We start from the raw sequence: 23965 nt of genomic DNA, 5'->3' as shown, positions 1-23965 counted from the left end.
GCCGCCCCTAAGCCTGGTGCGGAATTTTCCGCCCCGCTGTTGCTGCATCGACAGACGCTTGCGCGCCCAAGTGTCGTGCCAGGAAGTCTTCAATGGCCCTGTAGAGTTCATAATTGCTGTCCTGATTTATAAACCAGTGGCCCTCTTTTTCATTCAGCAAAAACTCGACGTCATTGCCGCGCGCCTTCAGCGTTTTGACCACAAGCTCGGCATGGCTCAGCGCGACACGCACATCCTGTGCGCCATGAACAACCATCAGTGGGCATTTAATCCGGTCCAGCCGACTGACAGGCGACTTGGCCAGCATTCTGGCGTTTTCTTCCGGGATATCAGGATCACCCATGTAAGCAAGATAGGTATTGGCAAGCGTTTTGCGGATGAAAGGCAGCGCACCCTCGACCAATGCGCGCAGGTCAGACATCCCGGAATAGCTGATTGCCGCCGCAAAGCGTTCCGGCGTGAAGCTGGCACCCACCAGCGCGGCATACCCACCATACGAACAACCGTAAATCGCCACGCGCTTCGGATCAGTTATGCCCTCCGCGATGGCCCAATCCACTGCATCCATCAGATCATCATGCATGCGGCCAGCAAATTCGCCTTTCCCCGCCTGCATGAAACCTTTGCCGTAACCGGTCGAGCCGCGAAAATTGACCTGCAAAACTCCGTAGCCCCTATTAGCGAGCAACTGCACCTCGGGGTCATAGCAGGCGCAATCACGATACCATGGCCCGCCATGAACCAGCAGGACTGTCGGAAGCTTACGATGCCGTACATCCTTCGGAAGTGTCACATGACAGGGAAGCTTGAGACCGTCGCGAGAGGTGATTGTGACGGGTCGGACCGATGCCAGCATGGCTTCATCAAGGTCCGGCTGACGGCGGCCGATGATCTGCGCCCTGCCTGTCACATTGTCATAGAGCCATGTCGTGCCCGGATCACAATCACGGGTGAATTCGACAACCCAATACCGGCCATTCTTATCACAGGAAATCTGTCCCGGCTCAGCATCAGACAGCGTGGAAAGTTTCGCAAGCACCGCTGCGAAATCTGGGCTGAGTGGGTGGATGACCTGATACTCCCCGAGATACCGCGCACCCAGCAATTCACCGGTCACCGGGTTGAGAACAAGGCTTGGCGGAAATCGTGGATCGGCTTCCGGTCGCGGGGTATCAAGATCAAAAACCGGGTGACTGTCGATCTCGCTTTCCGCTCCACTCGCCAGATCAATGCGAGCAAGCCGCATCCGATCCGTTCCCCGGTTTGACCCAACCCACAAGCCCTTGCCGTCAGGTGTTGGCACACAGGGAAGTGGACCCAGCGGGTTGTCATCACCGTCAAAAGTGGCAATTGAAACAAACTGCCCGTTTTCGTAGCGGGAAAGTTCGTAATCATTGTCGGAATTGACAATGAGCGCGTGCGGCGAGGCGCCGGGTATGACCAACCAGTGAACATAGCGCCCCGGATTCTCGGCAATAGTTTCCAGTTCTCCCGTGTCGATGTTCAGACGGTGCAGGTCAACCAGCGTCGCATCGCGAGCGTTCATCTGCAGATAAATGACTTTCGGATCCTGCGTTGAAAAGTTGAAATCCATGACCCGCACGTCCGGGAAAGGCGTCAGATCGACAGGCTGTAAAAGTTCCTCATCCAGCGACACACGATGAAGGTGCCAATTCTCATCGCCACCCGTGTCCTGCACATAGAGAATTGCTTTGGAGTCCGGAGCCCAGCAAAATCCTTCGATATTTCGATGTTCATCGGCTGTCACGCGCAGGTCTCCTCCGCTTTGCGCCCCGTCCACTGCGCGCAGGAAGATGTTCAAACGGCCACGCCACGGTGACAGATAGGCAATGCTGGAGCCATCGGGTGCAATTTGCGCCCTGGAGAAATGCGGCGCACCGAAAAGCGTTTCGACAGATATGAGTTCTGACGGGGACATCTCAGGACCTTTCTGCATGAAAATGAACTGCTTTAAGCCGTCCACTGATTGGCTTCCCAGAAAGAGATGCACTATGACGTTACGTCAGGGTCAAGGGGATGGCAGGTCGTCTGACCTGCCGGCAGAACCGGGCTAAAAGCGCCGCAGACTGAGCCGCCGGCCGAAATCTAAACGATTTTAAGGCCGCAGGCGGCTCGACTACCGCAGTGCAATGACGCATACCCTCATCCAAATCCAATCTTCGGGAGCAGGGTATGACGAAGACGCGACGCGAAACGGACTCAATTGGCGCAATTGAGGTGGCCACTGACCGTTACTGGGGAGCGCAGACCGAGCGTTCGCTGAACAACTTTAAAATCGGCACGGACAAACAGCCTCTGCCGTTGATTCACGCTCTTGCAACCGTGAAAAAAGCCGCTGCGCGGGTCAACACTGCCATGGGCAAGCTGGATGGCTCCTTGGGCGAGTTGATTGAACGCGCGGCTGACGAGGTGATTTCAGGCAAGCTGGACGACCACTTTCCGCTGGTGGTGTATCAGACCGGTTCGGGCACCCAGACCAATATGAATGTCAACGAGGTGATTTCAAACCGTGCCATTGAAATGGCCGGCGGCGAACTCGGTTCAAAAAAGCCAGTGCATCCTAACGATCACGTCAATATGGGCCAGTCGTCCAATGACGTGTTTCCAACCGCCATGCATGTTGCCGTTGCGCAGGAAACCACAGCCCGCATTTTGCCGGCAATTGACGGCCTGCGCGCATCCCTGGATGCAAAGGCCAAGGAATTTGACCACATCATCAAAATTGGCCGCACCCACACGCAGGATGCGACGCCGATTACTCTGGGCCAGGAATTTTCCGGCTATGTTGCTGCACTGGACCTTGGCAAGCACCGCATCATTGAAGCGCTGAAAGGCGTTTATGCTTTGGCACAGGGCGGCACGGCAGTTGGCACCGGCCTGAACTCGCCCGTTGGCTTTGACGTCAAGATTGCAGAGGAAATCGGCAAGCTGACCGGCCTGCCCTTCCAGACTGCAGCCAACAAGTTCGAGGCACTGGCTTCTCACGGGGCACTGGCATTCTTCCACGGCGCGCTGAATGCGCTGGCCACAGACCTTTTCAAGATTGCCAATGATATTCGCTTTCTGGGTTCCGGGCCGCGCTCGGGCCTTGGCGAACTGTCATTACCGGAAAATGAACCAGGCTCTTCCATCATGCCGGGCAAGGTGAACCCCACTCAGGCTGAAGCCCTGACAATGGTGGCAACAGAAGTCTTTGGTCACGAAACCACCGTCACAGTGGCTGCCAGCCAAGGCCATTTTGAGCTGAACGTGTTCAAGCCGGTGATTGCCAATGCGGTTCTTTCCTCCATCCGACTTCTGGCAGACGGCATGGATTCTTTCCGCGAGCATTGCATAGACGGCGTGAAGGCCAATGAAACCCGCATCCGCGAGTTGATGGAGCAGAGCCTGATGCTGGTGACGGCGCTGGCACCCAAAATTGGCTATGACAATGCCGCTACAATTGCCAAGACAGCGCACAAAAAGGGCACGACTCTGCGTGATGAGGCTGTTGGTTCGGGATTGGTTTCCGCAGAGGAATACGACCGGATTGTTGATCCGGCGGCCATGACCCGGCCGGGTGAGTAAGGTTCGCTGACCCGAATTTCTCCTGTTGAAAGGAAATCGTTTCAACAGGAAGGCTGCGTGACAAACTAAGAGGGAGACCATTCCCGGCGATCATGAGATTGCCGGAAACGGTTTGGAAAATGTTCAAAAGGGCGGCCTCTCAGCCGCCCTTTCATCATTTCAAATTGCCGAAACTGCAGATTGGAAAAGTTCAGGCAGCTTCCTGAACAGCGGGTGCCTGCGCGTCCAGCAGTGTCTGCCAGCTCAGCTGCGACGCAATGTGCAGAACGATCATGTCTGTCCAGCCCTTGGCGTGGAAATCGACGAGAACTGCATCGGGAAGTGCCCGGAAAGCCTCTTCGTCAATCACGCGGAAACCGTTGACCACGCCCTGCGTTCCGTCCTGATTTTTGATCTCGGCCGAGCGCTCTACCAAGAGGTTATGCTCCAGCATTGCGGCGGTGAAGTCACGCGTGCGCTTGTGGTGGAAGGAGAACATATCGCAAAGCGAAATCGCAGAGCGTGCAGCCTCTGTCGGCTCACCGTCTGCGTTGAAGATCGCATCAACGTCTTCGCTCTCAACGTCCACATCCAGGCTGATGCGGTCACTGGCCGCGTCAATGCCAAGCATTTCATTGCCACCAACCTCGGTGTTGATGGAAATGAACGGGTAGCGCCGCACATAAGCAGGCACATAGGCGCCGGCCTGCCAGTTGCCGGCATCGTCGACGAACTGGTTCTTGTGGCGCGTCAGGCCCATGACCGCCAAAGTCATTGCGGAAGGATCATTAGAGAAGACGATCGGATATTGCCGGCCGGCAATGCCAAATTCGCTTCCGGTCAGCGGAATCACGTTGGCTGTGCTGGCAAAGCTGTAATTTGGTGTGCGGCGCAGGCCGAATTTGGCGTGTTCCTCAAAGCGCAAGAGCAGCGGCGAACGATAGAACAGCGGGTTCTCGTTAGCAGGCTGGGTCTGGTCCTGAGTTTGTGGCTGGGTCGTCGTTTTCTTGGTCAAGGTTTTAAACCGCGCTGAAATTGCTGACAATTGCAATCGGCACAGTGGGCAGTGCCCACCCATCCGACAAGCAGTACAATTTCTTATTACGCTATAATTTATATCTAAACAACCGTTCCGCCTCATGCCTTTACGAAACGCTTAACCTGCGGCACATTCCAGCTGCACAGTTTGCAGGTGAACCATCAGGAAGCCTGAACGCAAACACAAAGTGCAGATACGAGGGGGAAGCGTCGTGAATACAACTGTTCTGCTGATCGGCCGTATTTTGCTTGGCCTGATGTTCATACCAGCCGGATTTGCGAAATTGACAGGTGCTGCAGGCTTTGCCGGTTTCCTGGGAAGCCTTGGCTTTCCGGCGCCATTGGCCGTTGCCTATCTTGTCGGATTGTTTGAATTGCTGGCTGGTCTTTTCATAGTTGTTGGCTTCCAGACCCGCATAACCGCCTATGCACTGGCAGCATTCTGCATAGCAACGGCGTTTATCGGCCATTTGAACGAGGTGTCCGCTCTGTTGAAAAACTTCGCCCTGGCGGGTGGTTTCCTCTATCTTGCCCAGTTCGGTGCGTTTTCGCCATCCATCGACAAGCGCAGCAACCTCGATAACTACTGATGCATTCGGCCGAAAGCCCAATCGTTTTGACGGCAGAGCAATGCCAGTAATCTGAGAGACAATGCGTTTCAGATGACGATTGCGAGCATCTGAAACGCTAGAAGTCGCCGTTCAGAACCGGCTGACGACATCGCTCAGCACCGCCTCGCCCGCAGCATCATGCGGGGCGGTGTAGGAACGGGCCAGACATGCCTGCGAGGCAAGGATCAACCCGTCGGAGAGAACCCGCAATCGGTTGGCGCTCAAGGTGGAGCCGGTCGATGTGATATCGACAATAATATCTGCCGAGCCCGCGGCCGGTGCACCCTCTGTTGCGCCAAGACTTTCCACAATACGGTAGGTTTGAATGCCGTGATTGCGGGTGAAAAAGCTTTGCGTCAGCCGCCAATATTTGGTTGCGATGCGAAGGCGGTGACCATGCGCCGCCCGAAAGCCACCCGCCACATCATTCAGATCTTCCATGGTAGAAACATCCACCCAACTGTCTGGAACGGCGACGACAACATCGGCATGGCCGAAACCAAGCCGGGAAACGATTGACAGCTTATCACCGAAATCCGGCAATGTTTCACGCAGCAGGTCTTCACCCGTTACGCCCAGATGGATGCCACCATGGCGCAATTCCCGCGCGATCTCAGAGGCGGACAGCAGAAGAACCTCCAGCCCGTCGCACCCTTCTACCCGTGTGCGATAAGAGCGCGAATCCTCGTCCGGATGAACAAAGATGCCGCGTTCTGCCAGCGCTGCCACTGACTGTTCTTTCAACCGCCCCTTGGATGGAATTGCCAATGTGACAGTCATTCAAGCAGCTCCGGTAACAGCGGCGATGCGCGATGGCCATAAGGCAAAGCCAACAGCAGGTATAGCTTCTCTGGCCCCAAGGTAAGAAACAAGCCGGTCATAACGACCACCGCCCGCCAGAACCTCTTGTCCGCCTGCAGCGGTAATTTCAAAAACCATGCCTGTGTAATAGTCCAGCTGTCGGCCAAATGCCGCGCGATAGCGGATGGCGTGCAAATTCACACCGGCCTGTTCCAGCGCTGCATTGCGTGCCGCAAATGCTGCAATAGAAGCTCCCATGTCTGCACCGCTTTCGCGAGCCAGAAGCAACAATGCCTCTTCGCCTTTGTCCAAAGCGCAATCGATAGACAGAAATGCCCGCAGCCGCTCCAGCACCACACGGTCAAGCTGCGTGTGCGCCATGGCCACTTTTTCAATCAATCGGCTGGCGATTTCCTCTGGTGTCCGGCTGCGTTGAAAGGGCAAGCCGCCTTCAATCATCCGGTCGCGAATATTTTCGGCCAGCTCCTCAAACTCACCTGCACTGGCTAGTCTGTGCAGATCCGGCGCCAGATTTTCAACAGAAACCTTGCCTGCGCCGGAGGCCAGCGCCTCCATTGCCTGACGCAGAAGATCGTCATGGCCGAATGTCCGGATCAACCGTCTCTGCCAGCCCGCTGGCAATCCAAGGCTTTTGAGAAAATGCTCAAACAAGGCCTGATCGCCCAACACCGCTTCAGTCTGTTCCGTGCTGACGCCGCACACCGAAATGCACCGCAGCGCATCGTCCAGAGCGCGCGCATCGGCCATTGCAGTGTCGGTTTCGCCCAGATCCTCGATGCCGGCCTGACGCAATTCCGTGGCACCTTCGCCACTCTGGCGAAAGACCATACCATCATAGGAATATCGGCGCGGCAGTCCGGCACCGGCCTGAATGTGCGACAGCGCCACCGGAATTGTAAAATCCGGACGCAGGCACAGGCCCCGACCATCTTCTCCCCGCGTCAGGAAAATGCGCCGGCGCAGCGCTTCCCCTGCAGTATCCAGGTAAGGGTCGGCGGGTTGCAGGATAGGCACATTGACGGAGCGTGTGTCGCTGCGCGCAAAGAGATCAGCCAACGCCGCGGCAAATGGCAAAGCGGCGCTGCTACGCTCAGACATTTTCAGCATCCTTGTCAGCCTGCTGTGCCGCCAGTATTTCACGCACCCGCGCAACCATGTCCGACTCGGCAACGCTGACCTGCGCTGGGCGCGCGGCCCGCCATGTTGCATTGTCTTCAATTTCGCTGGAAAGCCTCTTACCCTCGATGAGGTCCTTGATCTGCACCTCGCCGGCGGCCTTCTCGTCACCACCCTGAATGATCACCACAGGTGAACCGCGGCGATCGGCATATTGCAACTGCTTGCCAAACTGCTTCGGATTGCCCTGAAAAACCTCAACCGGCACCAGAGGCTGGCCCGGCGCATTCAGGCCTTTGCGCAACTCTGCCGCCAACCGCTGATAGTCGGCCATCCTGTCCCGGTCCATCACGGTCACAACCACCGGACCTGGCGTTTCATCCACAGCCAGCCGACCAAGATTTTTCAGCGCTGTCATCAGCCGTGAAACGCCAATGGAAAAGCCGGTAGCGGGAACAGGCTGGCTCATGAAACGTGCCACCAGTCCGTCATAGCGGCCACCACCGCCAACCGAGCCAAACTGAACCTTCTGGCCCTTTTCGTTCAACACATCGAACAAGAGTTCAGCCTCGAAGACCGGCCCGGTGTAATATTCCAGCCCGCGCACAACCGAAGGATCAATCAGCACACGGCTGTCATCATAGCCAGCTTCTGCCGCATATTGCCGAATCGACCGCAGTTCCGCCAGCCCTTCATCTACACGAGCATGGCCGCCAAACGACTTTTCCACGCCTGCTATCCGGGCGAGGCTACCCGCATCGGCAAAAGCGAAAATCGCCAATATGCGATCAATCGCATCTTCGGAAAGCTCGGCGCCCTTGGTAAAATCACCCTTGCCGCCGCTTTCATCCAACCTGCCCTTGCCAAGCAGCAGACGAACGCCGTCAACGCCGAACCGGTCAAACTTGTCCAGGGCGCGCAAAACCGTCAAACGTCGGGCCGCCTCGCCTTCCAGGCCAACCGCGTCCAGAATTCCATCCAGAACCTTGCGGTTGTTGACGCGAACAACATACTGGCCCTTGGCAATGCCCAAAGCTTCCATAGTGTCGGACATCATCATGGCCATTTCCGCATCAGCGGAAACGGATGGCGCACCGACAATATCTGCATCGAATTGCATGAACTGCCGGAAACGACCCGGGCCGGGCTTTTCGTTTCGGAACACATAACCGGCGCGATAGCTGCGGTACGGTTTCGGCAGATCTTCAAAATTCTGCGCCACAAAGCGCGCCAGCGGGGCGGTCAGGTCATAGCGCAGCGACAGCCATTCCTCGTCATCATCCTGCAGCGAGAAAACGCCTTCATTCGGCCGGTCGCTGTCTGGAAGAAATTTGCCGAGCGCATCGGTATATTCGAAAAACGGCGTTTCCACCGGTTCAAAGCCGTAGCTTTCATACACCTGCCGGATAATCCGGAGCATGGATTCCTGTGCACGCAGATCTGCGGCATTGCGATCGACGAAGCCGCGCGGCTGACGCGCCTTCACCTTGTTCTGCTTGGCGGACATGGATCCAGACTTTCGGACAAGAATTCTAGTAAAGACTTACGCGCGGTCTACTGGATTGAACCGCTTCCGGCAAGTTTTGAAAGCACCGGAAACGCTCTAAGGCCTTGTGAAACTCAACCGCGCAGTTTCGCAAGTGTTTGCGCAACTGCATCCATCGATATGATCATTCACAAATCCCATCGACTGCATGAAGGCATAACAGGTCGTTGGCCCGACAAAATTGAAGCCATTTTTGCGCAATGCCTTTGAAAGCTGCGCGGATGCGGGCGATACGGGGTTGGCGCGCAGCCATGTCAGTGTCACCTTTTCCGGGCGGGATGCGGCATCTGGTTCATATTGCCAGAGAAAATGTGCAAATGAGCATGATTGCTTTTCGCGCAGCGCAATCACCGCCCTGGCGTTATTGACAGTGGCAGCCACCTTGCCGCGATGGCGGATAATTCTGGCGTCAGTCACAATGCGGTCGATATCGGCATCGGTGAATTTTGCCACTCTCTCTATGTCAAAGCCTTCAAAGACTTCACGAAACGCTGCGCGTTTGCGCAAAACGGTGATCCACGACAAGCCGGCCTGGAAACCTTCCAGGCAGAGCTTTTCATAAAGCGCCCGATCATCACCAACCGGCATGCCCCATTCTTCATCATGGTAGCGCACATAGTCCGGCGAACCGCCCTGCCAGAAACAACGCAGCAGCCCGTCATCGCCAATTGTCAAACCATCATGGGCCGAAACCGCATCCGTCATTTACTGCTCCATGATGCGAACAAGCCGCAAAACCTAGCCATCAGGCTCGATGGCTTACACCAGTAAATCAAAACCTAGGGATTTGGTAAGAGGTTTTTGCTCCGGCCCGTCTCCACAAGTCACTTGAACAGACGGCGAACAGTCCCTAAACATATAAATAAATATATTATAGATGGTGCGTTTGTTATGTCAGACCTAGTTCGCCCGCATATTGTGTCTCTGGTTATGAACGGGGTTGTTGGGGATAGTCGCGTTTTAAAAACAGCGAAAGCTGCTGAAGCCGCAGGATACCGCGCAACACTAGTGGGTACAGGGACGAGCAAAGATACGGTATCCACCAAGATAGAAGGGGTGAATGTGGTTCTGGTGCCGAACCTGATTCAGATATTAAAGGCGGAGAAAAACTGGACATCACACAAAGTGCACAGTCGAGCGTGGGCTTATGCCGAAAGTGCTCTAACGCTGTACTACGAGCAAATCGAGAAATTAAAGCCCGATCTTGTTCACTCGCATGACATGTTCGGCCTGAGAGTCGGAGCCGGCTGCATTCGTCGTTTGGCCGCCAATGGAAAAGTTGTGCCGTGGGTCCATGACCTGCATGAGTATGTGTGCGGGTTGACGCATATAGCCGAGGATTTCCGAGCTCTCTGCGAAGAGTATGAGCGGCGATACCTAACGCAGGCCGATCATCTGATCACTGTGAGCGACGCGTTAGCGCTCAAAGTTTCGGAAATCCATAAGCTAAAGCAACTCCCCACGGTGGTTTTCAACGCACCTTGGGAGAATTCCGAGACGGAAAATGCGCCGGACATAAGGTCCGATCTTGGCTTGGCACCCTCAACACATCTGGCCATATATATCGGCGGCGCAAAAAAAGAGCGTGGCTGTGAAACGCTTCTCAGAGCCATAGCCACACGGCCGAATGTTCATCTGTGTTTTCTGAGCCAAGGCAACTATGTCGATGAATTGGCACTGCTGGCCAAGAAACTGGGCTTGAAAGAGCGGCTGCATATCCGGCCTTATGTGGCGAGTGATCAAGTCGTTTCGTATATACGAACGGCCACTGTTGGCCTGCATGGCCTGATCCACTATCCCAATGGCGAAGTGGCAATGCCCAACAAGCTCTTCGAGTATATGCAGGCAGGAATCCCCGTCGTCGTGAGCGACGTGGCGGAAATGAAGAAATTTGTTAATGCTCATAGTACGGGCTGCGTATTCGAGGCTGAAAATGCCGCTTCATGCGCGAATGCAATTCAATCGGTCATCAATGATCGAAAATTTTATGCCGACAATATTACAGGTGATTTGAAATCAGAATATTCATGGCAGGCGCAGTCAAGAAAATTAGCCAAAATATATCGTAATTTGTTGGATCAAGCACAGTCGAAACGTGCCCTGCTACTCTATCCCGGCGCAGTTGATGTATCGGCCGTCATGCACATAGCCGGCATTGAAATTGCGGAGATAGACACTGGATGGGTAGGTCCGGCATCGCCCGACTGGAGTTGTGACTTCTACGCCGACCCGACAGTGCCAGGCGACAAATCCGGTCTATTATCTTTGATCGCAAGCAAATATCACACAATCATCACTTATGGCCCCTCGGAATGGCCAGTGGGTCTGGATCACGCTGCGCTATCGGACGCTGGCGTGAAACTTGAGCAACTCAATCATCCGTTGCCAAGAGTGGCCGATCCTAATTTGTCCCGCTTCCACATGGTGGAAAAAGCTTATTTGAGCCTCGACAGCAGGCAACTTTTGCAAACGGGAATGCAAGAAAAGCTGAACACTCAGACGGTCAATCTTTCGGATGTCACCGGGCGTTTGAAGGCAATAAGAAATGACGTGGCGTTGATATCCAAGAATACTGATGGAAAAAAATCGGCCAGAGCAAAGGCTCAGACAGCTTTCGCAAGGAGATTTAAAGGAGCCCGAAAGCAACTCAAAACTCTCCGCGGTAAGCTTCACGCCACACGTGTCGGTGCGAGAATCTTACGGCTTCTACGACGAACATCAATCACTGGCGGCAAAGGCTAATATCCAAATTTTTCTCACTCACAGGCGCGCGACTTACTCACTCACAGGCGCGCGACTCAAATGCGCTGACACGCGTCAAGCGCCATGGCGAAGCGATGGCTCAAATGTTCCATGCTGTAATGTTGCAGCAGGTGCGTGCGGCCTGCTTGGCCCATGGCCTCCTGATGTGCGAAAGGCAGCGACGCCATTTCCAGCAGACGATCAGCCAGAAGGCCGGGCTGACCGGCAGGGGTCGATAGCCCGGCACCGGCCTCTGAAACCACATTGTTGGCAGCGTTGCAGCAAGACACGATCGGCCGTGCCGCAGCCATATAGTCGAACAATTTGTTTGAACTGATGCCGTAGCGGAAGACCGGTGTGTCTTTCAGGCAAAAGACAAAGGCATCCGCCTCCGCCGCAACCTGTGGCACGGCAGCCTTAGCAACCGGATCTTCAAAGATGAGGTTGTTCAGGCCTGCCGCCAGCTTTCGTAACGCTTCCTTTTGCGGTCCAGCTCCAATCAACCGAAGCGAAATATGGCGAGCAGCAGGATTAGCCTGCAAAAGCCGCATGGCCTGCACCAGAGTTTCCAGACCATTCGCCGTGCCATGCGCTCCAAGATACATGAAGACAAAGCGATCATCGGCTTTCCGTCGTGGCAGCGTCGGAAACCTTTCGACATCCACGCCATTTGGAATCCAGACAATCTTTTCACAATCAATACCGAGCGGCACGATGTAGGATTTTGCATTCGGCAGAAGCACTATGATCCGGCTGGCGGCATTGTAGAGAGAGCGCTCCAAGAGACGCAGCGCGATCGCTGCCGGATGCCATGTTGAGATGCGGCCCATGTCGATCAATGTCTGCGGCCACAGATCGCGCACCTCAAAGACAAATGGCACGCCATGCCGCCTTGCAAGCCGCATGCCGGCCCAGGCTGCCAATGGGTGAACGCTGGAGCCGACAATCAGATCTGGCGGTGCCAGTTCCGCAAGACTGCCGCGACGCAAGACAGCTCGCGTGTAATCCAGCATATTGGCAATGCGGTCCCGCCCATTGCCGCGATAATTGCGCGTCCGCAGCCATAGAACCGGAACGCCATCATGGAAATCGAGGCGATGCGCCTCACCCTCTGCCAGCCGCTGCGCGCCCGAACTGTGGTCTGTGCTGGCGGCGATCAAAGTTGCCTGCCAGCCATGCTCCGGCAAATGGCGCCCCAGTGAAATATGCCGGGTTCCTCCCGGCCCACCCGGCACCTGCACGTAATGGTTCAAGATCCAGACATGTCTCATGCCACTTGAATCTCCGCCATGACAGCGTGCAAATCAGGCGCGGACAATGCGGTCGGCAAAGGCCGCGCGCTGTTCGCCAGACAGCGCATTGCGCGTATCCACCACCAGATCGACAGTCTTCAGCAGTGGCAGATAATCGACATCGGAATGATCGGTTGCGATGACCGCAACATCGAACGAGGCCAGCACATCCTCATTCCATTCAATGGACTTCATATCGGCCAGAGCCGCATGTTCCCGCATCGGCATGACCTGCGCCACATAGGGGTCATAATAGCTGACCAGAGCGCCCTTCTCCTGAAAACGCTCGATGAGCGGCAGCGCCGGGCTCTCCCGCATGTCATCAACATTCTTTTTATAGGCAATGCCCACAACAAGAATGCGTGAGTTGCGGACAGAGCGTGCCAGCCTGTCATTCATGGCATCAGCCGTGCGCTGCACGACATAATCCGGCATATGGCTGTTGATCTGGCCAGCCAACTCGATAAACCGGGTTGAAACGCCGTATTCCCGGGCCTTCCATGTCAGGTAAAACGGATCTATCGGAATGCAGTGGCCACCAATTCCCGGACCGGGGTAAAACGGCATGTAGCCAAAGGGTTTGGTGGATGCAGCCTGAATGACCTCCCAGACATCAATGTCCATTTTATCGAAAATGATTTTCAGCTCATTGACGAGCGCGATGTTGACCGACCGAAAGATATTCTCCGTCAGCTTCACCGCCTCGGCCACTCGCATGGAGTTAACCCGCACAACCTTGCCAATAATGGCGCTGTAAAGCGCTTCTGCCATATCACCCGCATCCGGCGCGCACGCGCCGACAACTTTGGGAATCGTGTGGGTGTCAAAATGCGGGTTTCCCGGGTCTTCCCGCTCCGGGGAATAGGCAATTGCAAAGTCCACATTTGCCAGCAACCCCGAGCCCCTCTCCAGAATGCCGCTCAACAGGTCTTCGCTGGTGAAAGGATAGGTGGTGGATTCCAGCGCAACCAACTGTCCGGGGCGCAGATTGCGGGCAATTTTTTCGGCTGTTCCCGTCACATAGCTCATATCCGGCTCGCGGTGCACCGTCAGCGGCGTCGGCACGCAAATGATAATCGCATCGACAGTCTGCAGACTTGCAAAATCCGTCGTAGGCGTGAATTTGCCTGAGTCCCGCATTTCGGCAAGCCGCTCACACGAGATGTGTCGAATGTAGGTCTTTGCCTCCAGAAGATGCTGCACCTTGCTTGCGTCCACATCCACGCCGACCACCGGAAACCCGGATTTGAAAAAGGCCAGCGCCAGTGGCAAGCCAACATAGCCCAGACCGATGACCCCGATGCGTGCCGTTCGGTTTTCCACCTTTGCGATAAAGCTGCGCGCATGCTCATTCAGACTGACGGTGGCCTGTTCTTGCAGGACTGCCATTACCGGTACCTGATTCATGAACATCTGTTCCTTCTATTCTGTAATGTCCCGCCCGACTTGGGTTTGAAGCCGCTTTTCAAGGAGAGACAGGCAGCCGAACCGCTGCCGCGAGGCCGCAATTCAAGCTGCTTTGCGCAGAACCGATTGACGCAAAACCGAAACCACCCGCGCCTGATCGCTCTGCGACAGGTATGGGTGCATGGGAAGGCTGAGCACCGTGGCTGACAAAGCTTCGGAAACCGGCAAGCCGCCCGGTGCACAGGGAAATTCACGATAGGCCGTTTGCTGGTGCAGGGAACGCGGATAGTAAACCGCAGTTGGTACGCCACTCTGCCGCATCCGTTCGGCAAGCTCGTCCCTGTCCATTGAGTGCACCACGATTGTGTATTGCGCCCAGGTGGAAACCTCTTGCGGCGAGAGTTCCGGCACCTGAACAATATCTCCCAGCAGGGCATTGTACTGTGCTGCAATACGATTTCTGGCGATAATTTCCTGCGGAAATACAGCCAGTTTCTGAAGAAGCACCGCCGCCTGCAACGTGTCCAAACGCGCATTCATGCCGATGCGCACATTGTCGTATTTGTCCTTGCCCTTGCCATGCACGCGCACCGACAAAAGCCCCTCTGCCAGTTCGGCATTGTTGGTCAGAACCGCCCCGCCGTCACCGTAGCAGCCAAGGGGCTTGGCCGGGAAAAAGCTGGTGGTAACCACATCAGCCCAATGCCCTGCCTGCAAGCCGTTGGATGTGGCGCCAAGCCCCTGTGCCGCATCCGACACAAGATAAAGGCCGTGTTGATTGCAAAGCTCACGAAGGCGAGGATAGTCTGCCAGCCGACCAAACAGATCGACAGCGATCACCACCCGCGGCTTTAAATTTCCCTGCTGCAGCACATCCTGGATTGCCGCCTGCAGACTAGCAAGCGACATGTTGCAGGTTGCCGCATCCACATCCACAAAAACGGGCGTTGCGCCAAACCAGGTGACGATTTCTGCTGTTGCGGCAAATGTGAATGACGGTACGAACACTGCATCGCCCGGGCCAATGCCCCACACACGCAGAGGCATTGCCAATGCATCGGTTCCGTTGGAACACCCCACCACGTGATCAACTTCAGCAAACTTGCCGAGCTCAACTTCAAATTCATTAACTTCGGGGCCAAGAATAAATGCCCCATGGTCCACAACACGCTTGATAGCCGCGTCCAGATCAGTTCGTATCAGATCTCTCTGCGCAGCCAAATCAATAAAAGAAATTGGATTGGTCATTATAAATTCCTCAAAATATCACTGAACAAGCGCAGATTATTTTTGCTTTTGCTTGCATCCGCACCCGACATTATTTCAGTCCACTTCCATCAACTGGTCGGGAGCAATTTCTCTGTAACGCTCGCCTGTTCGCGGGCAGACGAGATCTGCGCCCAGAATCTCTCCCTCCCGCGAAACCCAGCCCCGCCGCCGGGCGGGCACCCCAACCATCAATGCAAAATCCGGCACGTCATGCGTCACCACCGCACCGGCGGCGATCATGCAGAAACGGCCAAGCACGTTGCCGCAAACAATTGTGGCATTGGCGCCTATCGTTGCTCCCTGCCGCACCAGTGTCGGGCGGAACTCATCCTTGCGCTCAACAAAGGCACGTGGATTCAGGACATTGGTGAAAACACAGGAGGGGCCACAGAAAACGTCTGCTTCCAGTGTCACGCCCTTGTAAAGGCTGACATTGTTCTGAATCTTGCAGCCATCACCCACCGAAACCTGCGGGCCAATCACCACGTTCTGACCGACAATCACGTTCTGCCCCAGTATGGTCTGGCCGAGAATATGAGAGAAATGCCAGATTCGACTTCCCGCTCCGATCTGCACGCCATCATCCACCACGGCGGTCGGATGCACGAAGACCGAAATGTCTGTTTCAGAATTTGCCGGAACTGTTGCAGCGTTCATGCGGCAACCCCTTCTCTCAAAGCCAGCTCAGCCCGCTTCAGCACGCGCAAGACTGCCAGCGCCTCAAACCCGTCGGTGCGCGGCACACTCTTCAACGCCACAGATTGCAGAAAATGCCTGCACTCCTCCTGCAGGGGTTCGGCAGGTTGCAGGGAAATACTGGTCACGCCGCCCTTTTGCAGAGAAACGCCCCCGGGGCTTGAGTAATCGGTGCAAACCAGCTTTTCGTCCCAGGGCTTCGTGTCGTCAAAGACCAGACAACCCCTCTCCCCGATTGCCACCAGCTTCTGCTCCTTGAACGGATGCAGCCAGGAAACAAAAACATGCGCGCGCAGACCGGAGCAAAAGCGCATGTGCACATGCGCGGCGTCAGCACGGCCTTCATCCGACACCAGCGAGCACCCGTGCGCCAAAACCTCGGATGGCGCATTGCCAGCCGCCAGACCAAGGATCATCGAGATATCGTGCGGCGCAAAGCTCCACACCACATCTTCCTCCTGCCGAAGCCGGCCCATGCTCAGGCGGTTGGAGTAAACATGGCGCAATTCGCCGATGTGATCGGCCGCAATCAGTTCCTGCATTTTCAGATATGCCGGATGATATTGCAGCAGATGACCGACCATCAGCACACGGTCGTGCAAAATGGCCTGCGCCTGGATGTCCTCGCCATCCTCAAGCGAAAGAGCGATGGGTTTTTCGACAAAAACGTGTTTGCCAGCGTGAATGGCACGCAAGGCAACATCGTGATGGAGAGCAGCGGGAACGGCAGTGGCAATTGCGTGGATGCGGTCATCTGCCAGGGCAGCGTCAAGCGTCAAGGCTGAAACGCCATATTCGGCGGCGAGCCTGGCCGCCTGCTGCATGTCGGCGTCGACCACCGCAGACAGGGCGCCCAACTGGGAAAAATTGCGCACCAGATTCTGACCCCAATGGCCACACCCCACAACGGCAACCCCGACTTTATCCTCCCTGGAACTCATCGCCTAAAAATCACCTTATTCAAAGATATAAATCATACGTTTTATCAGTTTATATTTAGGATAAATTCCTTTATCTAATCCTGATATAAATGTAAATGTATTTTGCAATACTTGGTACATTGGCCAGGTCGCCATACCGCTTTTCATGGGACATAACATTAAGGTGAACAGGCTCGTCACAATCGTAGGTGCACGCCCACAGTTCGTTAAAGTTGCACCGGTCAGCCGGGAACTTGCTTTATCCGGCGTTGAAGAAATCCTCATTCACACCGGCCAGCATTTTGATGCGAATATGTCGGATATCTTCTTTCAGGAATTGGGAATCAGGCAGCCGGATATTCATCTGGACGTGCATGGTGGCAATCACGGCGCAATGACCGGGCTGATGATGCAGAAGCTGGAGCCGGTGCTGGAGTTTCTCCGCCCGGACCGCGTGCTGGTCTATGGTGACACGAATTCCACGCTGGCCGGGGCGCTGGTGGCGGCAAAGCTGGGAATAGCGGTTGCCCATGTCGAAGCCGGTCTTCGCTCTTTCAACCGCGCCATGCCGGAAGAAATCAATCGTGTGATGACGGATCATTTGAGCGATCTTCTGTTCACACCGACCCGGACTGCCACCGGCAACCTGCAACGTGAGGGCTTTGCTGCAAGTCGGATTTTTCAAGTGGGCGATGTCATGTATGACGCCGGCTTGCTGGCTGTGGAGCGCACGGCGCGCAGCACGGTTTTGCAAACAACGGGGGTGCAATCCGGCAACTACATTCTTGCCACCCTGCATCGCGCCGAAAATACGGCAAACACAACATGGCTGAGTGCAATTGTTTCCGCTTTGGAGGAGGTTGCGGACACAATGCCCGTTGTTCTGCCGTTGCATCCACGCACTGCAGCCTGCATGCGCAAAACCGGGCTTAAGTTTCAGCGTGTCATGGCTGTTGAGCCGCTCGGCTATCTCGACATGGCGGCACTTGTGGCCAATGCCGCGCTGATCGCCACCGATTCAGGCGGCGTGCAAAAGGAAGCGTTTTTCCACCGCGTGCCATGCGTCACCTATCGAACAGAAACTGAGTGGGTGGAACTTGTTGATCTGGGCTGGAACAGGCTGGCCCCGCCCGATCAACCTGGCCTGTGTCAGGCAATGCTGGCGGCAATCGGAACGCGAGGGGTTGACGCGGCCCCTTATGGCGACGGGCATGCCGCCAGGGAAATCTGCCGGATCATATGCCAATGACGCCAACCGGAAAGCTTCGCAAATGAACAAACAGTCCTGGCGCATTTTCCTGCATTCGGCGATCAACAACCGGCGAACGGTGGGTGTTTACTGCTGCCTTGAAGCGATTTTTCTCTGGGCGTCCACCGCATTCTCTCTGGTCATCGCCATGCATTTCGGCTTTGGCGTCTTTGGCTTGCAGGCCCACCCGCTGCTGGCTCGTTTCATCTCCAACCAAGAGTTGATGCTGTTGGCTGCCATGGCCCTGGCATGCACTGCTTTTGGTTCACGCCTTGCCATCAGCCTTCTGGAATCCCGGCTGATTTCAGCCAGCGAGCTTGCCCTTGCCCGCTCAATCCGTCGCATCAATATGCCCTCCGCCAGTGAAGACCGCACCGTTACCCGCGCTTCCAACTATTATGGAAGGTTGTCGCTGGCGAGCATGAAGGCTTTCGGCTCGGCCACCATCCTGCTGTTGAACTTCCTTTTGCTGCCTATGCTGATCACGTGGCAATGGGCGCTCATTATTGCAGTGATTTTCACCCTGTCAGCCATTGCCCTCTATCTGGCATTCATACGTCTGGCTGCCAGAATGCAGTCCTCTGCCAGTGATCTGCTAACCCATTCGCGGGAGGTTGCCCGCTGGAAACTGGACGCCGGGGCTGGTGAGCCTGATGCGCTGCAAATCTACTTCCGCGCCTATTCCAATCGCATATTTCTGGCATCGGTGTTCAGCCATGCCGCATGGCTGTTCGCGCTGCTTTTCACGCTGGCCATAGCCATTTTGCATTTTCTGAAAATTCAGCTCAGCCCGGGCGAAGCCTTCGTCGCTTTCATGCTGATGCAACTTTATCTCGGGTTGGTCAGCCGCATGTTTTCAAGCTTCATCAGCAGCGCAGCCTTTGCGCCGTCCGTTCTACAGCATCACGAAGCGGTTTTTGCCATTTCACCGGATCAACCATCTTTGGCCTAAGCCAGAAAAGGGCGAAAAATGCGGGTATTGCAGGGTGTTACCGGACAGGCAGGGCAACCGGATGCCTTGGCAAGAGGGCTTCGGGGCATTGGAGTAGAAGCGCGAAGCTGCATTGTTCACCGGCATAAATTCAACTATCCGGCGGATCTGAAATTCAATTTTGCCGATCCTGACACTCTGGGCGACCTGACGCAGCGGCTTTTACCGCTCATCGAAAAATTCGATGTCTTTCACTTTCACGCACGAAGTTTCGCGATGGCCTGGCCGGATTTGCACTATCCATCGCTTCTGGACCTGCTCATTCTGAAACAGGCTGGAAAAAAAGTGTTTTTCCATTTTCGCGGGCAGGAAATTCGACTGCCGGAGCCCTTTGCCGCCGCCAATCCATTTCACTATGTCGATGAGCCGGCCGGCCATATCTTCAAAAAACTGCCGACTTCCAGCAAGCTTCATTTGCGGCAATGGGTCAACGCTGTTTGCGACGGAGTTTTTGCAGTCGATCCGGAAATTCAATCCTATGTTCCAGGCTCGATTGTTGTGCCGCGCGTGCTGGATGCTGCGCAATGGCCATTTCGCGGCATTGGCCAGCCTGCCAGGCCGCTGGTGGTTCATGCGCCATCGCGGCGCGGCATCAAAGGCAGCGACTATGTGCTGGCGGCGGTTGAAACCCTGCGAACGCAAGGTCTGCAATTTGATTTCACGCTGGTGGAAAACATGACCCATGCGCAAGCGCGCAAAGTGTATGAACAGGCCGACATCATTATCGATCAGTTGCGCATTGGCTGGCACGGTGTCCTGGCTGTGGAGGCTATGGCGCTTGGCAAGCCGGTGATTGCCTATATCCGGGATGACTTGTGGCAGGCACATGGTGCCGACCTGCCTGTTGCCAATGCCAACCCGATGACCATTGCGAGGGTTCTTGGCGATCTTCTGCAATCGGTGGAAAAGCGGCAGCAGCTTTCGCATGATGCACGCGCCTATTTTATGAAAACTCATGATGCGACCGCCGTCGCCCATCAGCTCCAAGCCATTTATGCCCGGCCCGCCAAGGCAGTTGATGTTGCAACCGTGGCTGAATTTCTGGATCAGGCGATTCGGCAGAACCGCATCATTGCCAAAGCAAAACGCCGTCGCTGGCAGGCCGGAATGCTGTGGCGACTGATAGCGGATGAGGGGCCGGCGGCAGCGGGGCAAAAAGTCATCACTGTTTTGCGCAAACATTTGCGAAAATGACCCGCGGCACAAATCAATTGCCCGCATGCCATCTTTTGACGCAATTTCGAACGCAAACCGCTTGGCACTTTTGCTGAAACTGCTTCCATGAAAGCCTGTTTGTTGATGCGTCTCTCCCTTCTTCCCGCCCTCGCCTTTGCATTTCTGGTGCCTTTAGCACCTTCCGCTTCGGCCAACTCACCGGACAGCCAGATCATTACCGGGTTTGAGCGGGTGGCATTTGGCGCGGAAATGACAGGCCGTTTCAGCAATGCCGCCTACATCAAAAAATATGTCAAACCCGTGCGGTTCCGCATTGAGCAGTCTTCGGCAATTGATCGAAGCAGTGCGGTCGCTGCATTCATTGCGCGCATCAACAGGGAAATTCCAAACCTGCAGGCCGTCATCGCCAGACCGGGCGAGCGAGCCAATTTCATTGTCCATGTTGTGGATGAAAAGGATTACCAGCGCGTGGGCCGCAAGGTTTACCGCGCACCCTTCATGACAGTACCGGGCAATTGCGTGGTGCGGGCGCATTTTTCCCGCAGCGGTATTGAGCGGTCAGAAGCGGTGATCGTGTCAGATCGCGGCGAAAGGTTGTTTGAACGCTGCCTGATAGAAGAAATCCTGCAGGGGCTGGGGCCACTGAACGAGAATCCGGACGCGCCGCAAAGCGTTTTCAATGACAACAGCCGCCACAGTGAATTGACGGATTATGATCGGCGGTTGATGATCATGCTGTATGACACTCGTTTGAAACCGGGCATGTCTCTGGAAAAGGCGCGCCCACTGCTTCCAGCTATAGCCCGCGACGCTCGCAACCGCTGATTGCATTTATACTATCATAAATATTGTGTGTTACTGTGCTTCCGCAATGACAAATTGCAAGGGGTGCAAAAGTGGCAGCAGCGGGAATTTCCGGCACGGCATATTTGCTGATGGCAGCTTTGCTGGCTGGATGGCTGGCTGCGCCTGCGGCTGCAGGTGAACGCAAGCGTCTGAACCTGCCAAAGCATGTGTCGGAGCAAAGAGTGCTTCAGCTTTCACCTGGAAGTGGCGTCAATCCCGGCTATCACCGACCCGCCCTTGTGAAGCCATACCAGCCTGAAGCAGTCATTTTCACCGGCAAAGTACCGGTGGCAGTCAAGCCGAAGGACAAAGACCAATTACAGCCCACCGGCTCTTTCAGTGGCACGAGATCATTCGTCTCTGGACCTCCAGGCTTCAAGCCATAGTTATACCGGCAAAGCAGGTGTGTGCCGGCGCGGCTGAAATAAATACAATTGTAAGTTGTGCATGCTTAACTGCCTGGCATCTGGAACATAATCCCCGTTAGAGAGTGGGTATTTTCGATGAACAGACTGTATTTGACCGCCGTTCTCTTCTGCGGCCTGGCAGGAATTGCCACCGCCTTGCCAGCCCAGGCGCAGGCGACACGCCATTTCAATCATGCCGATCAGCGCTGGGAAAGCAGCGACCGGACGAGCCGCGCCACCCGCACAATGCCAAAGCCGGATGCCCGCTTTGCCCGCACGTCGGTTTCGCTAACCACGCGGGAAAAGCCCGGCACGATCATCATCGATACTGATCGAAAATTTCTTTACCACGTGCACGGGAACAACAGCGCCACACGCTATGGTGTGGGTGTTGGAAAAGAAGGGTTCTCCTGGGGTGGCGCAATGCAGGTCGGGCGCAAGGCCGAATGGCCAGGCTGGACACCTCCTGCCCGCATGCGTGAAAGGGAGCGCGCCAAGGGCCGCATTCTCCCAGCCTATATGAAAGGCGGTCCCGACAATCCGCTGGGTGCAAGGGCACTTTACCTGTATCGCGGCGGCAAGGATTCACTCTTCCGCATTCACGGCACCAACCAGCCGTGGACCATCGGTCAGAACATGTCTTCCGGCTGCATCCGCATGCTGAATGAGGACGTCATACACCTTTATGGCAGCGTGACACCCGGCACCAAGGTCGTGGTGATTGGTCCCGGCGGAGCCGGCCGCGATGCCGTTTACACCGAAACCGGGCGCAGCCGCACCGCAGGTGGCCTGGGCCAGATCTTCGGCGGGTAAACGCTCTGTGCTTTCGCATTTCCCGTTGAAGCGTTCCCGCTCTTCGCATTGTCCTGTCGTCGAACCGTTTCGGTTCAACGGGAAATGAAGGCTTCCTGCTTTTCGCATTGTCCTGTCGTTGAACCGTTTCGGTTCAACGGGAAATGCTTTGACCAACCAAACTGTTCGGGCGCTCCCCGCCAAACGCCCAATCCAGCAGTTGCACCGTGTGCACAACTGGAATGCCGGTTCCCGTGCCAATCTGTGTCATGCACCCAATATTGCCCGTCGCAATCATGTCTGGCTGCACGCTCTCTATATTGCGCACCTTCCGATCCCTCAGACGGGCGGAAATTTCAGACTGCAGCATGTTGTACGTTCCGGCTGAACCGCAGCACAAATGCCCTTCCGGCACATCCCGGACCGTAAACCCGGCCTTTGCCAGAAGGTCCTTCGGCGCTTTGGTGATCTTCTGACCATGCTGCATGGAGCATGCCGAATGATATGCCACAACGGCCTGTACCCGGTTTTGCGGCTCCGGCAATGCAAGCCCGGCCAGAAACTCCGTTATGTCCCTGGCAAGATTTGAAACCTGCGCGGCCTTTTCTGCATAGGCCGGATCCAACCGCAGCATATGACCATAGTCCTTGATCGTCGTGCCGCAGCCCGATGTCGTGATGATCACGGCATCCAGACCGCCATTATCGACCTCACGCATCCAGACATCAACATTTCGACGGGCAGAAGCAAGCGCCTCATCCTCGCGTCCCATATGGTGGGTCAGCGAGCCACAGCACCCCTCACCTTTCGGCACCACCACCTCAACGCCAAGCCTTGTCAGCAAACGCACCGTCGCTTCGTTGATAGCCGGGTCCAGCACGGATTGTGCGCAACCCCGCAACAGTGCAACGCGTTTCTGCCGCTGGCCGGATGCCGCGTGAGTGCCAGGCTGGTTTATCGCAGAAGCGGCGGGCACGGTGCGAGGCGCAAGACGCAGCATGGCCCCCACAGGCTTCAGCGCGGCAATGCTTTCCAGCATGCCTGCAAAGGGGCGAGCCAGATTGGCCAGCCGAAGCGCCGCGCGGAACCTGCCTGGATAGGGCAGAATTTTTGCCAGCATCAACCGGGTAAGCCTGTCAGGCAGAGGCCTTGTGTAGGTTTCCTCAATATGCGCGCGCGCATGGTCAACAAGGTGCATGTAATTGACGCCCGACGGGCAGGTTGTCATGCAAGACAAGCATGACAGGCACCGGTCTATATGGGTGACAAGCTTGTCATCCGCTGGCCGGTCATTTTCCAGCATGTCCTTGATCAGGTAAATGCGCCCGCGTGGACTGTCCAGTTCATTGCCCAGAGTGACATAGGTGGGGCAGGTCGCGGTGCAAAAGCCGCAATGCACGCATTTGCGCAAAATGGTTTCGGAATGTGCGACATCCGGATCGGCGAGCTGGGCAAGCGAAAAATGTGTCTGCATGTCG

General features: G+C 55.7%; 21 protein-coding genes. 9 read left to right on the top strand and 12 right to left on the bottom strand.

Annotation, left to right across the window (positions count from 1 at the left end):
- Nucleotides 1–7: 7 nt before the first annotated feature.
- A complete protein-coding gene (locus tag FPY71_RS01810) occupies nucleotides 8–1939 on the bottom strand; it encodes a S9 family peptidase (RefSeq protein WP_149297057.1) in 1932 nt (643 codons plus the stop codon).
- A gap of 254 nt (nucleotides 1940–2193) precedes the next feature.
- On the opposite strand from FPY71_RS01810, the gene fumC reads away from it, so the two are divergent.
- Entirely contained in the window at nucleotides 2194–3588 is a 1395-nt protein-coding gene (gene fumC, locus FPY71_RS01805) for a class II fumarate hydratase (protein ID WP_149297055.1), read from the top strand.
- A 190-nt stretch (nucleotides 3589–3778) separates the two neighbouring features.
- Here fumC and FPY71_RS01800 read toward each other — a convergent pair whose 3' ends face one another.
- Nucleotides 3779–4582, bottom strand: a complete 804-nt coding sequence (locus tag FPY71_RS01800) for a SapC family protein (RefSeq protein ID WP_246160091.1) — start codon at nucleotides 4580–4582, stop codon at nucleotides 3779–3781.
- Nucleotides 4583–4817: 235 nt separating this feature from the next.
- On the opposite strand from FPY71_RS01800, the gene FPY71_RS01795 reads away from it, so the two are divergent.
- Nucleotides 4818–5195, top strand: a complete 378-nt coding sequence (locus FPY71_RS01795; RefSeq protein WP_246160090.1) for a DoxX family protein — start codon at nucleotides 4818–4820, stop codon at nucleotides 5193–5195.
- Between the two features lie 111 nt (nucleotides 5196–5306).
- Here FPY71_RS01795 and hisG read toward each other — a convergent pair whose 3' ends face one another.
- From hisG to FPY71_RS01775, 4 genes are all read right to left on the bottom strand, one after another.
- Nucleotides 5307–5996, bottom strand: coding sequence for an ATP phosphoribosyltransferase (gene hisG / locus FPY71_RS01790; RefSeq protein WP_149297050.1), 690 nt, complete (start codon nucleotides 5994–5996; stop codon nucleotides 5307–5309).
- A complete protein-coding gene (locus tag FPY71_RS01785; protein WP_149297048.1) occupies nucleotides 5997–7136 on the bottom strand; it encodes an ATP phosphoribosyltransferase regulatory subunit in 1140 nt (379 codons plus the stop codon). It abuts the gene before it with no gap.
- Nucleotides 7129–8661: a histidine--tRNA ligase gene (gene hisS / locus FPY71_RS01780; protein ID WP_149297046.1), complete on the bottom strand. Its 1533-nt coding sequence runs from the start codon at nucleotides 8659–8661 to the stop codon at nucleotides 7129–7131. Before hisS ends, FPY71_RS01785 begins: the two co-directional genes overlap by 8 nt.
- 96 nt (nucleotides 8662–8757) lie before the next feature.
- The gene (locus tag FPY71_RS01775; protein ID WP_149297044.1) at nucleotides 8758–9405 is read right to left on the bottom strand and encodes a DNA-3-methyladenine glycosylase I; all 648 of its coding nucleotides are present in this window, start codon (nucleotides 9403–9405) and stop codon (nucleotides 8758–8760) included.
- 186 nt (nucleotides 9406–9591) lie between these two features.
- Between FPY71_RS01775 and FPY71_RS01770 the strand changes: the two genes are divergently transcribed.
- Nucleotides 9592–11442, top strand: a complete 1851-nt coding sequence (locus FPY71_RS01770; RefSeq protein WP_149297041.1) for a glycosyltransferase family 4 protein — start codon at nucleotides 9592–9594, stop codon at nucleotides 11440–11442.
- 56 nt (nucleotides 11443–11498) lie between these two features.
- Here FPY71_RS01770 and FPY71_RS01765 read toward each other — a convergent pair whose 3' ends face one another.
- The 5 genes from FPY71_RS01765 to FPY71_RS01745 form a co-directional block, all read right to left on the bottom strand.
- Nucleotides 11499–12713, bottom strand: a complete 1215-nt coding sequence (locus FPY71_RS01765; RefSeq protein ID WP_149297039.1) for a glycosyltransferase family 4 protein — start codon at nucleotides 12711–12713, stop codon at nucleotides 11499–11501.
- A gap of 33 nt (nucleotides 12714–12746) precedes the next feature.
- Nucleotides 12747–14123 (bottom strand): nucleotide sugar dehydrogenase, encoded by a 1377-nt coding sequence (locus FPY71_RS01760; RefSeq protein WP_149298585.1) that lies wholly within the window; start codon nucleotides 14121–14123, stop codon nucleotides 12747–12749.
- A gap of 120 nt (nucleotides 14124–14243) precedes the next feature.
- Nucleotides 14244–15377, bottom strand: a complete 1134-nt coding sequence (locus FPY71_RS01755; protein WP_188052229.1) for a DegT/DnrJ/EryC1/StrS family aminotransferase — start codon at nucleotides 15375–15377, stop codon at nucleotides 14244–14246.
- 87 nt (nucleotides 15378–15464) lie between these two features.
- Nucleotides 15465–16067: an acyltransferase gene (locus FPY71_RS01750; RefSeq protein WP_149297035.1), complete on the bottom strand. Its 603-nt coding sequence runs from the start codon at nucleotides 16065–16067 to the stop codon at nucleotides 15465–15467.
- Entirely contained in the window at nucleotides 16064–17047 is a 984-nt protein-coding gene (locus FPY71_RS01745) for a Gfo/Idh/MocA family protein (protein ID WP_149297033.1), read from the bottom strand. Before FPY71_RS01745 ends, FPY71_RS01750 begins: the two co-directional genes overlap by 4 nt.
- 163 nt (nucleotides 17048–17210) lie before the next feature.
- Between FPY71_RS01745 and wecB the strand changes: the two genes are divergently transcribed.
- The 6 genes from wecB to FPY71_RS01715 all read left to right on the top strand — a co-directional run bounded on the left by wecB (nucleotide 17211) and on the right by FPY71_RS01715 (nucleotide 22508).
- Nucleotides 17211–18275 (top strand): non-hydrolyzing UDP-N-acetylglucosamine 2-epimerase, encoded by a 1065-nt coding sequence (wecB, locus tag FPY71_RS01740; protein WP_246160089.1) that lies wholly within the window; start codon nucleotides 17211–17213, stop codon nucleotides 18273–18275.
- A gap of 22 nt (nucleotides 18276–18297) precedes the next feature.
- Nucleotides 18298–19227, top strand: a complete 930-nt coding sequence (locus tag FPY71_RS01735) for a hypothetical protein (protein ID WP_149297029.1) — start codon at nucleotides 18298–18300, stop codon at nucleotides 19225–19227.
- Nucleotides 19228–19245: 18 nt separating this feature from the next.
- Nucleotides 19246–20460, top strand: a complete 1215-nt coding sequence (locus FPY71_RS01730) for a glycosyltransferase (protein WP_149297026.1) — start codon at nucleotides 19246–19248, stop codon at nucleotides 20458–20460.
- 87 nt (nucleotides 20461–20547) lie between these two features.
- The gene (locus FPY71_RS01725; RefSeq protein WP_149297023.1) at nucleotides 20548–21267 is read left to right on the top strand and encodes a DUF2927 domain-containing protein; all 720 of its coding nucleotides are present in this window, start codon (nucleotides 20548–20550) and stop codon (nucleotides 21265–21267) included.
- A gap of 71 nt (nucleotides 21268–21338) precedes the next feature.
- Entirely contained in the window at nucleotides 21339–21674 is a 336-nt protein-coding gene (locus tag FPY71_RS01720; protein WP_149297021.1) for a hypothetical protein, read from the top strand.
- Between the two features lie 117 nt (nucleotides 21675–21791).
- On the top strand, nucleotides 21792–22508 hold the full coding sequence (locus FPY71_RS01715) for a L,D-transpeptidase (protein WP_149297018.1): 717 nt from the start codon (nucleotides 21792–21794) through the stop codon (nucleotides 22506–22508).
- Between the two features lie 133 nt (nucleotides 22509–22641).
- Here FPY71_RS01715 and glcF read toward each other — a convergent pair whose 3' ends face one another.
- On the bottom strand, nucleotides 22642–23961 hold the full coding sequence (gene glcF, locus FPY71_RS01710) for a glycolate oxidase subunit GlcF (RefSeq protein ID WP_149297016.1): 1320 nt from the start codon (nucleotides 23959–23961) through the stop codon (nucleotides 22642–22644).
- Nucleotides 23962–23965 lie beyond the last annotated feature (4 nt).

The sequence above is a fragment of the Aureimonas fodinaquatilis genome, from assembly GCF_008369445.1.
Classification (GTDB): Bacteria; Pseudomonadota; Alphaproteobacteria; order Rhizobiales; family Rhizobiaceae; genus Aureimonas; species Aureimonas fodinaquatilis.
The sequence above is the reverse complement of the archived record's forward strand: the minus strand, read 5'-3'. Positions and strand labels throughout refer to the sequence as shown.

Coding starts and splice junctions, on each gene's coding strand:
- FPY71_RS01810 (WP_149297057.1), bottom strand. CDS start 1,939: ATGTCCCCGTCAGAACTCATATCTGTCGAAACGCTTTTCGGTGCGCCG.
- fumC (WP_149297055.1), top strand. CDS start 2,194: ATGACGAAGACGCGACGCGAAACGGACTCAATTGGCGCAATTGAGGTG.
- hisG (WP_149297050.1), bottom strand. CDS start 5,996: ATGACTGTCACATTGGCAATTCCATCCAAGGGGCGGTTGAAAGAACAG.
- FPY71_RS01785 (WP_149297048.1), bottom strand. CDS start 7,136: ATGTCTGAGCGTAGCAGCGCCGCTTTGCCATTTGCCGCGGCGTTGGCT.
- hisS (WP_149297046.1), bottom strand. CDS start 8,661: ATGTCCGCCAAGCAGAACAAGGTGAAGGCGCGTCAGCCGCGCGGCTTC.
- FPY71_RS01775 (WP_149297044.1), bottom strand. CDS start 9,405: ATGACGGATGCGGTTTCGGCCCATGATGGTTTGACAATTGGCGATGAC.
- FPY71_RS01770 (WP_149297041.1), top strand. CDS start 9,592: ATGTCAGACCTAGTTCGCCCGCATATTGTGTCTCTGGTTATGAACGGG.
- FPY71_RS01765 (WP_149297039.1), bottom strand. CDS start 12,713: ATGAGACATGTCTGGATCTTGAACCATTACGTGCAGGTGCCGGGTGGG.
- FPY71_RS01760 (WP_149298585.1), bottom strand. CDS start 14,123: ATGGCAGTCCTGCAAGAACAGGCCACCGTCAGTCTGAATGAGCATGCG.
- FPY71_RS01750 (WP_149297035.1), bottom strand. CDS start 16,067: ATGAACGCTGCAACAGTTCCGGCAAATTCTGAAACAGACATTTCGGTC.
- FPY71_RS01745 (WP_149297033.1), bottom strand. CDS start 17,047: ATGAGTTCCAGGGAGGATAAAGTCGGGGTTGCCGTTGTGGGGTGTGGC.
- FPY71_RS01735 (WP_149297029.1), top strand. CDS start 18,298: ATGAACAAACAGTCCTGGCGCATTTTCCTGCATTCGGCGATCAACAAC.
- FPY71_RS01730 (WP_149297026.1), top strand. CDS start 19,246: ATGCGGGTATTGCAGGGTGTTACCGGACAGGCAGGGCAACCGGATGCC.
- FPY71_RS01725 (WP_149297023.1), top strand. CDS start 20,548: ATGAAAGCCTGTTTGTTGATGCGTCTCTCCCTTCTTCCCGCCCTCGCC.
- FPY71_RS01715 (WP_149297018.1), top strand. CDS start 21,792: ATGAACAGACTGTATTTGACCGCCGTTCTCTTCTGCGGCCTGGCAGGA.
- glcF (WP_149297016.1), bottom strand. CDS start 23,961: ATGCAGACACATTTTTCGCTTGCCCAGCTCGCCGATCCGGATGTCGCA.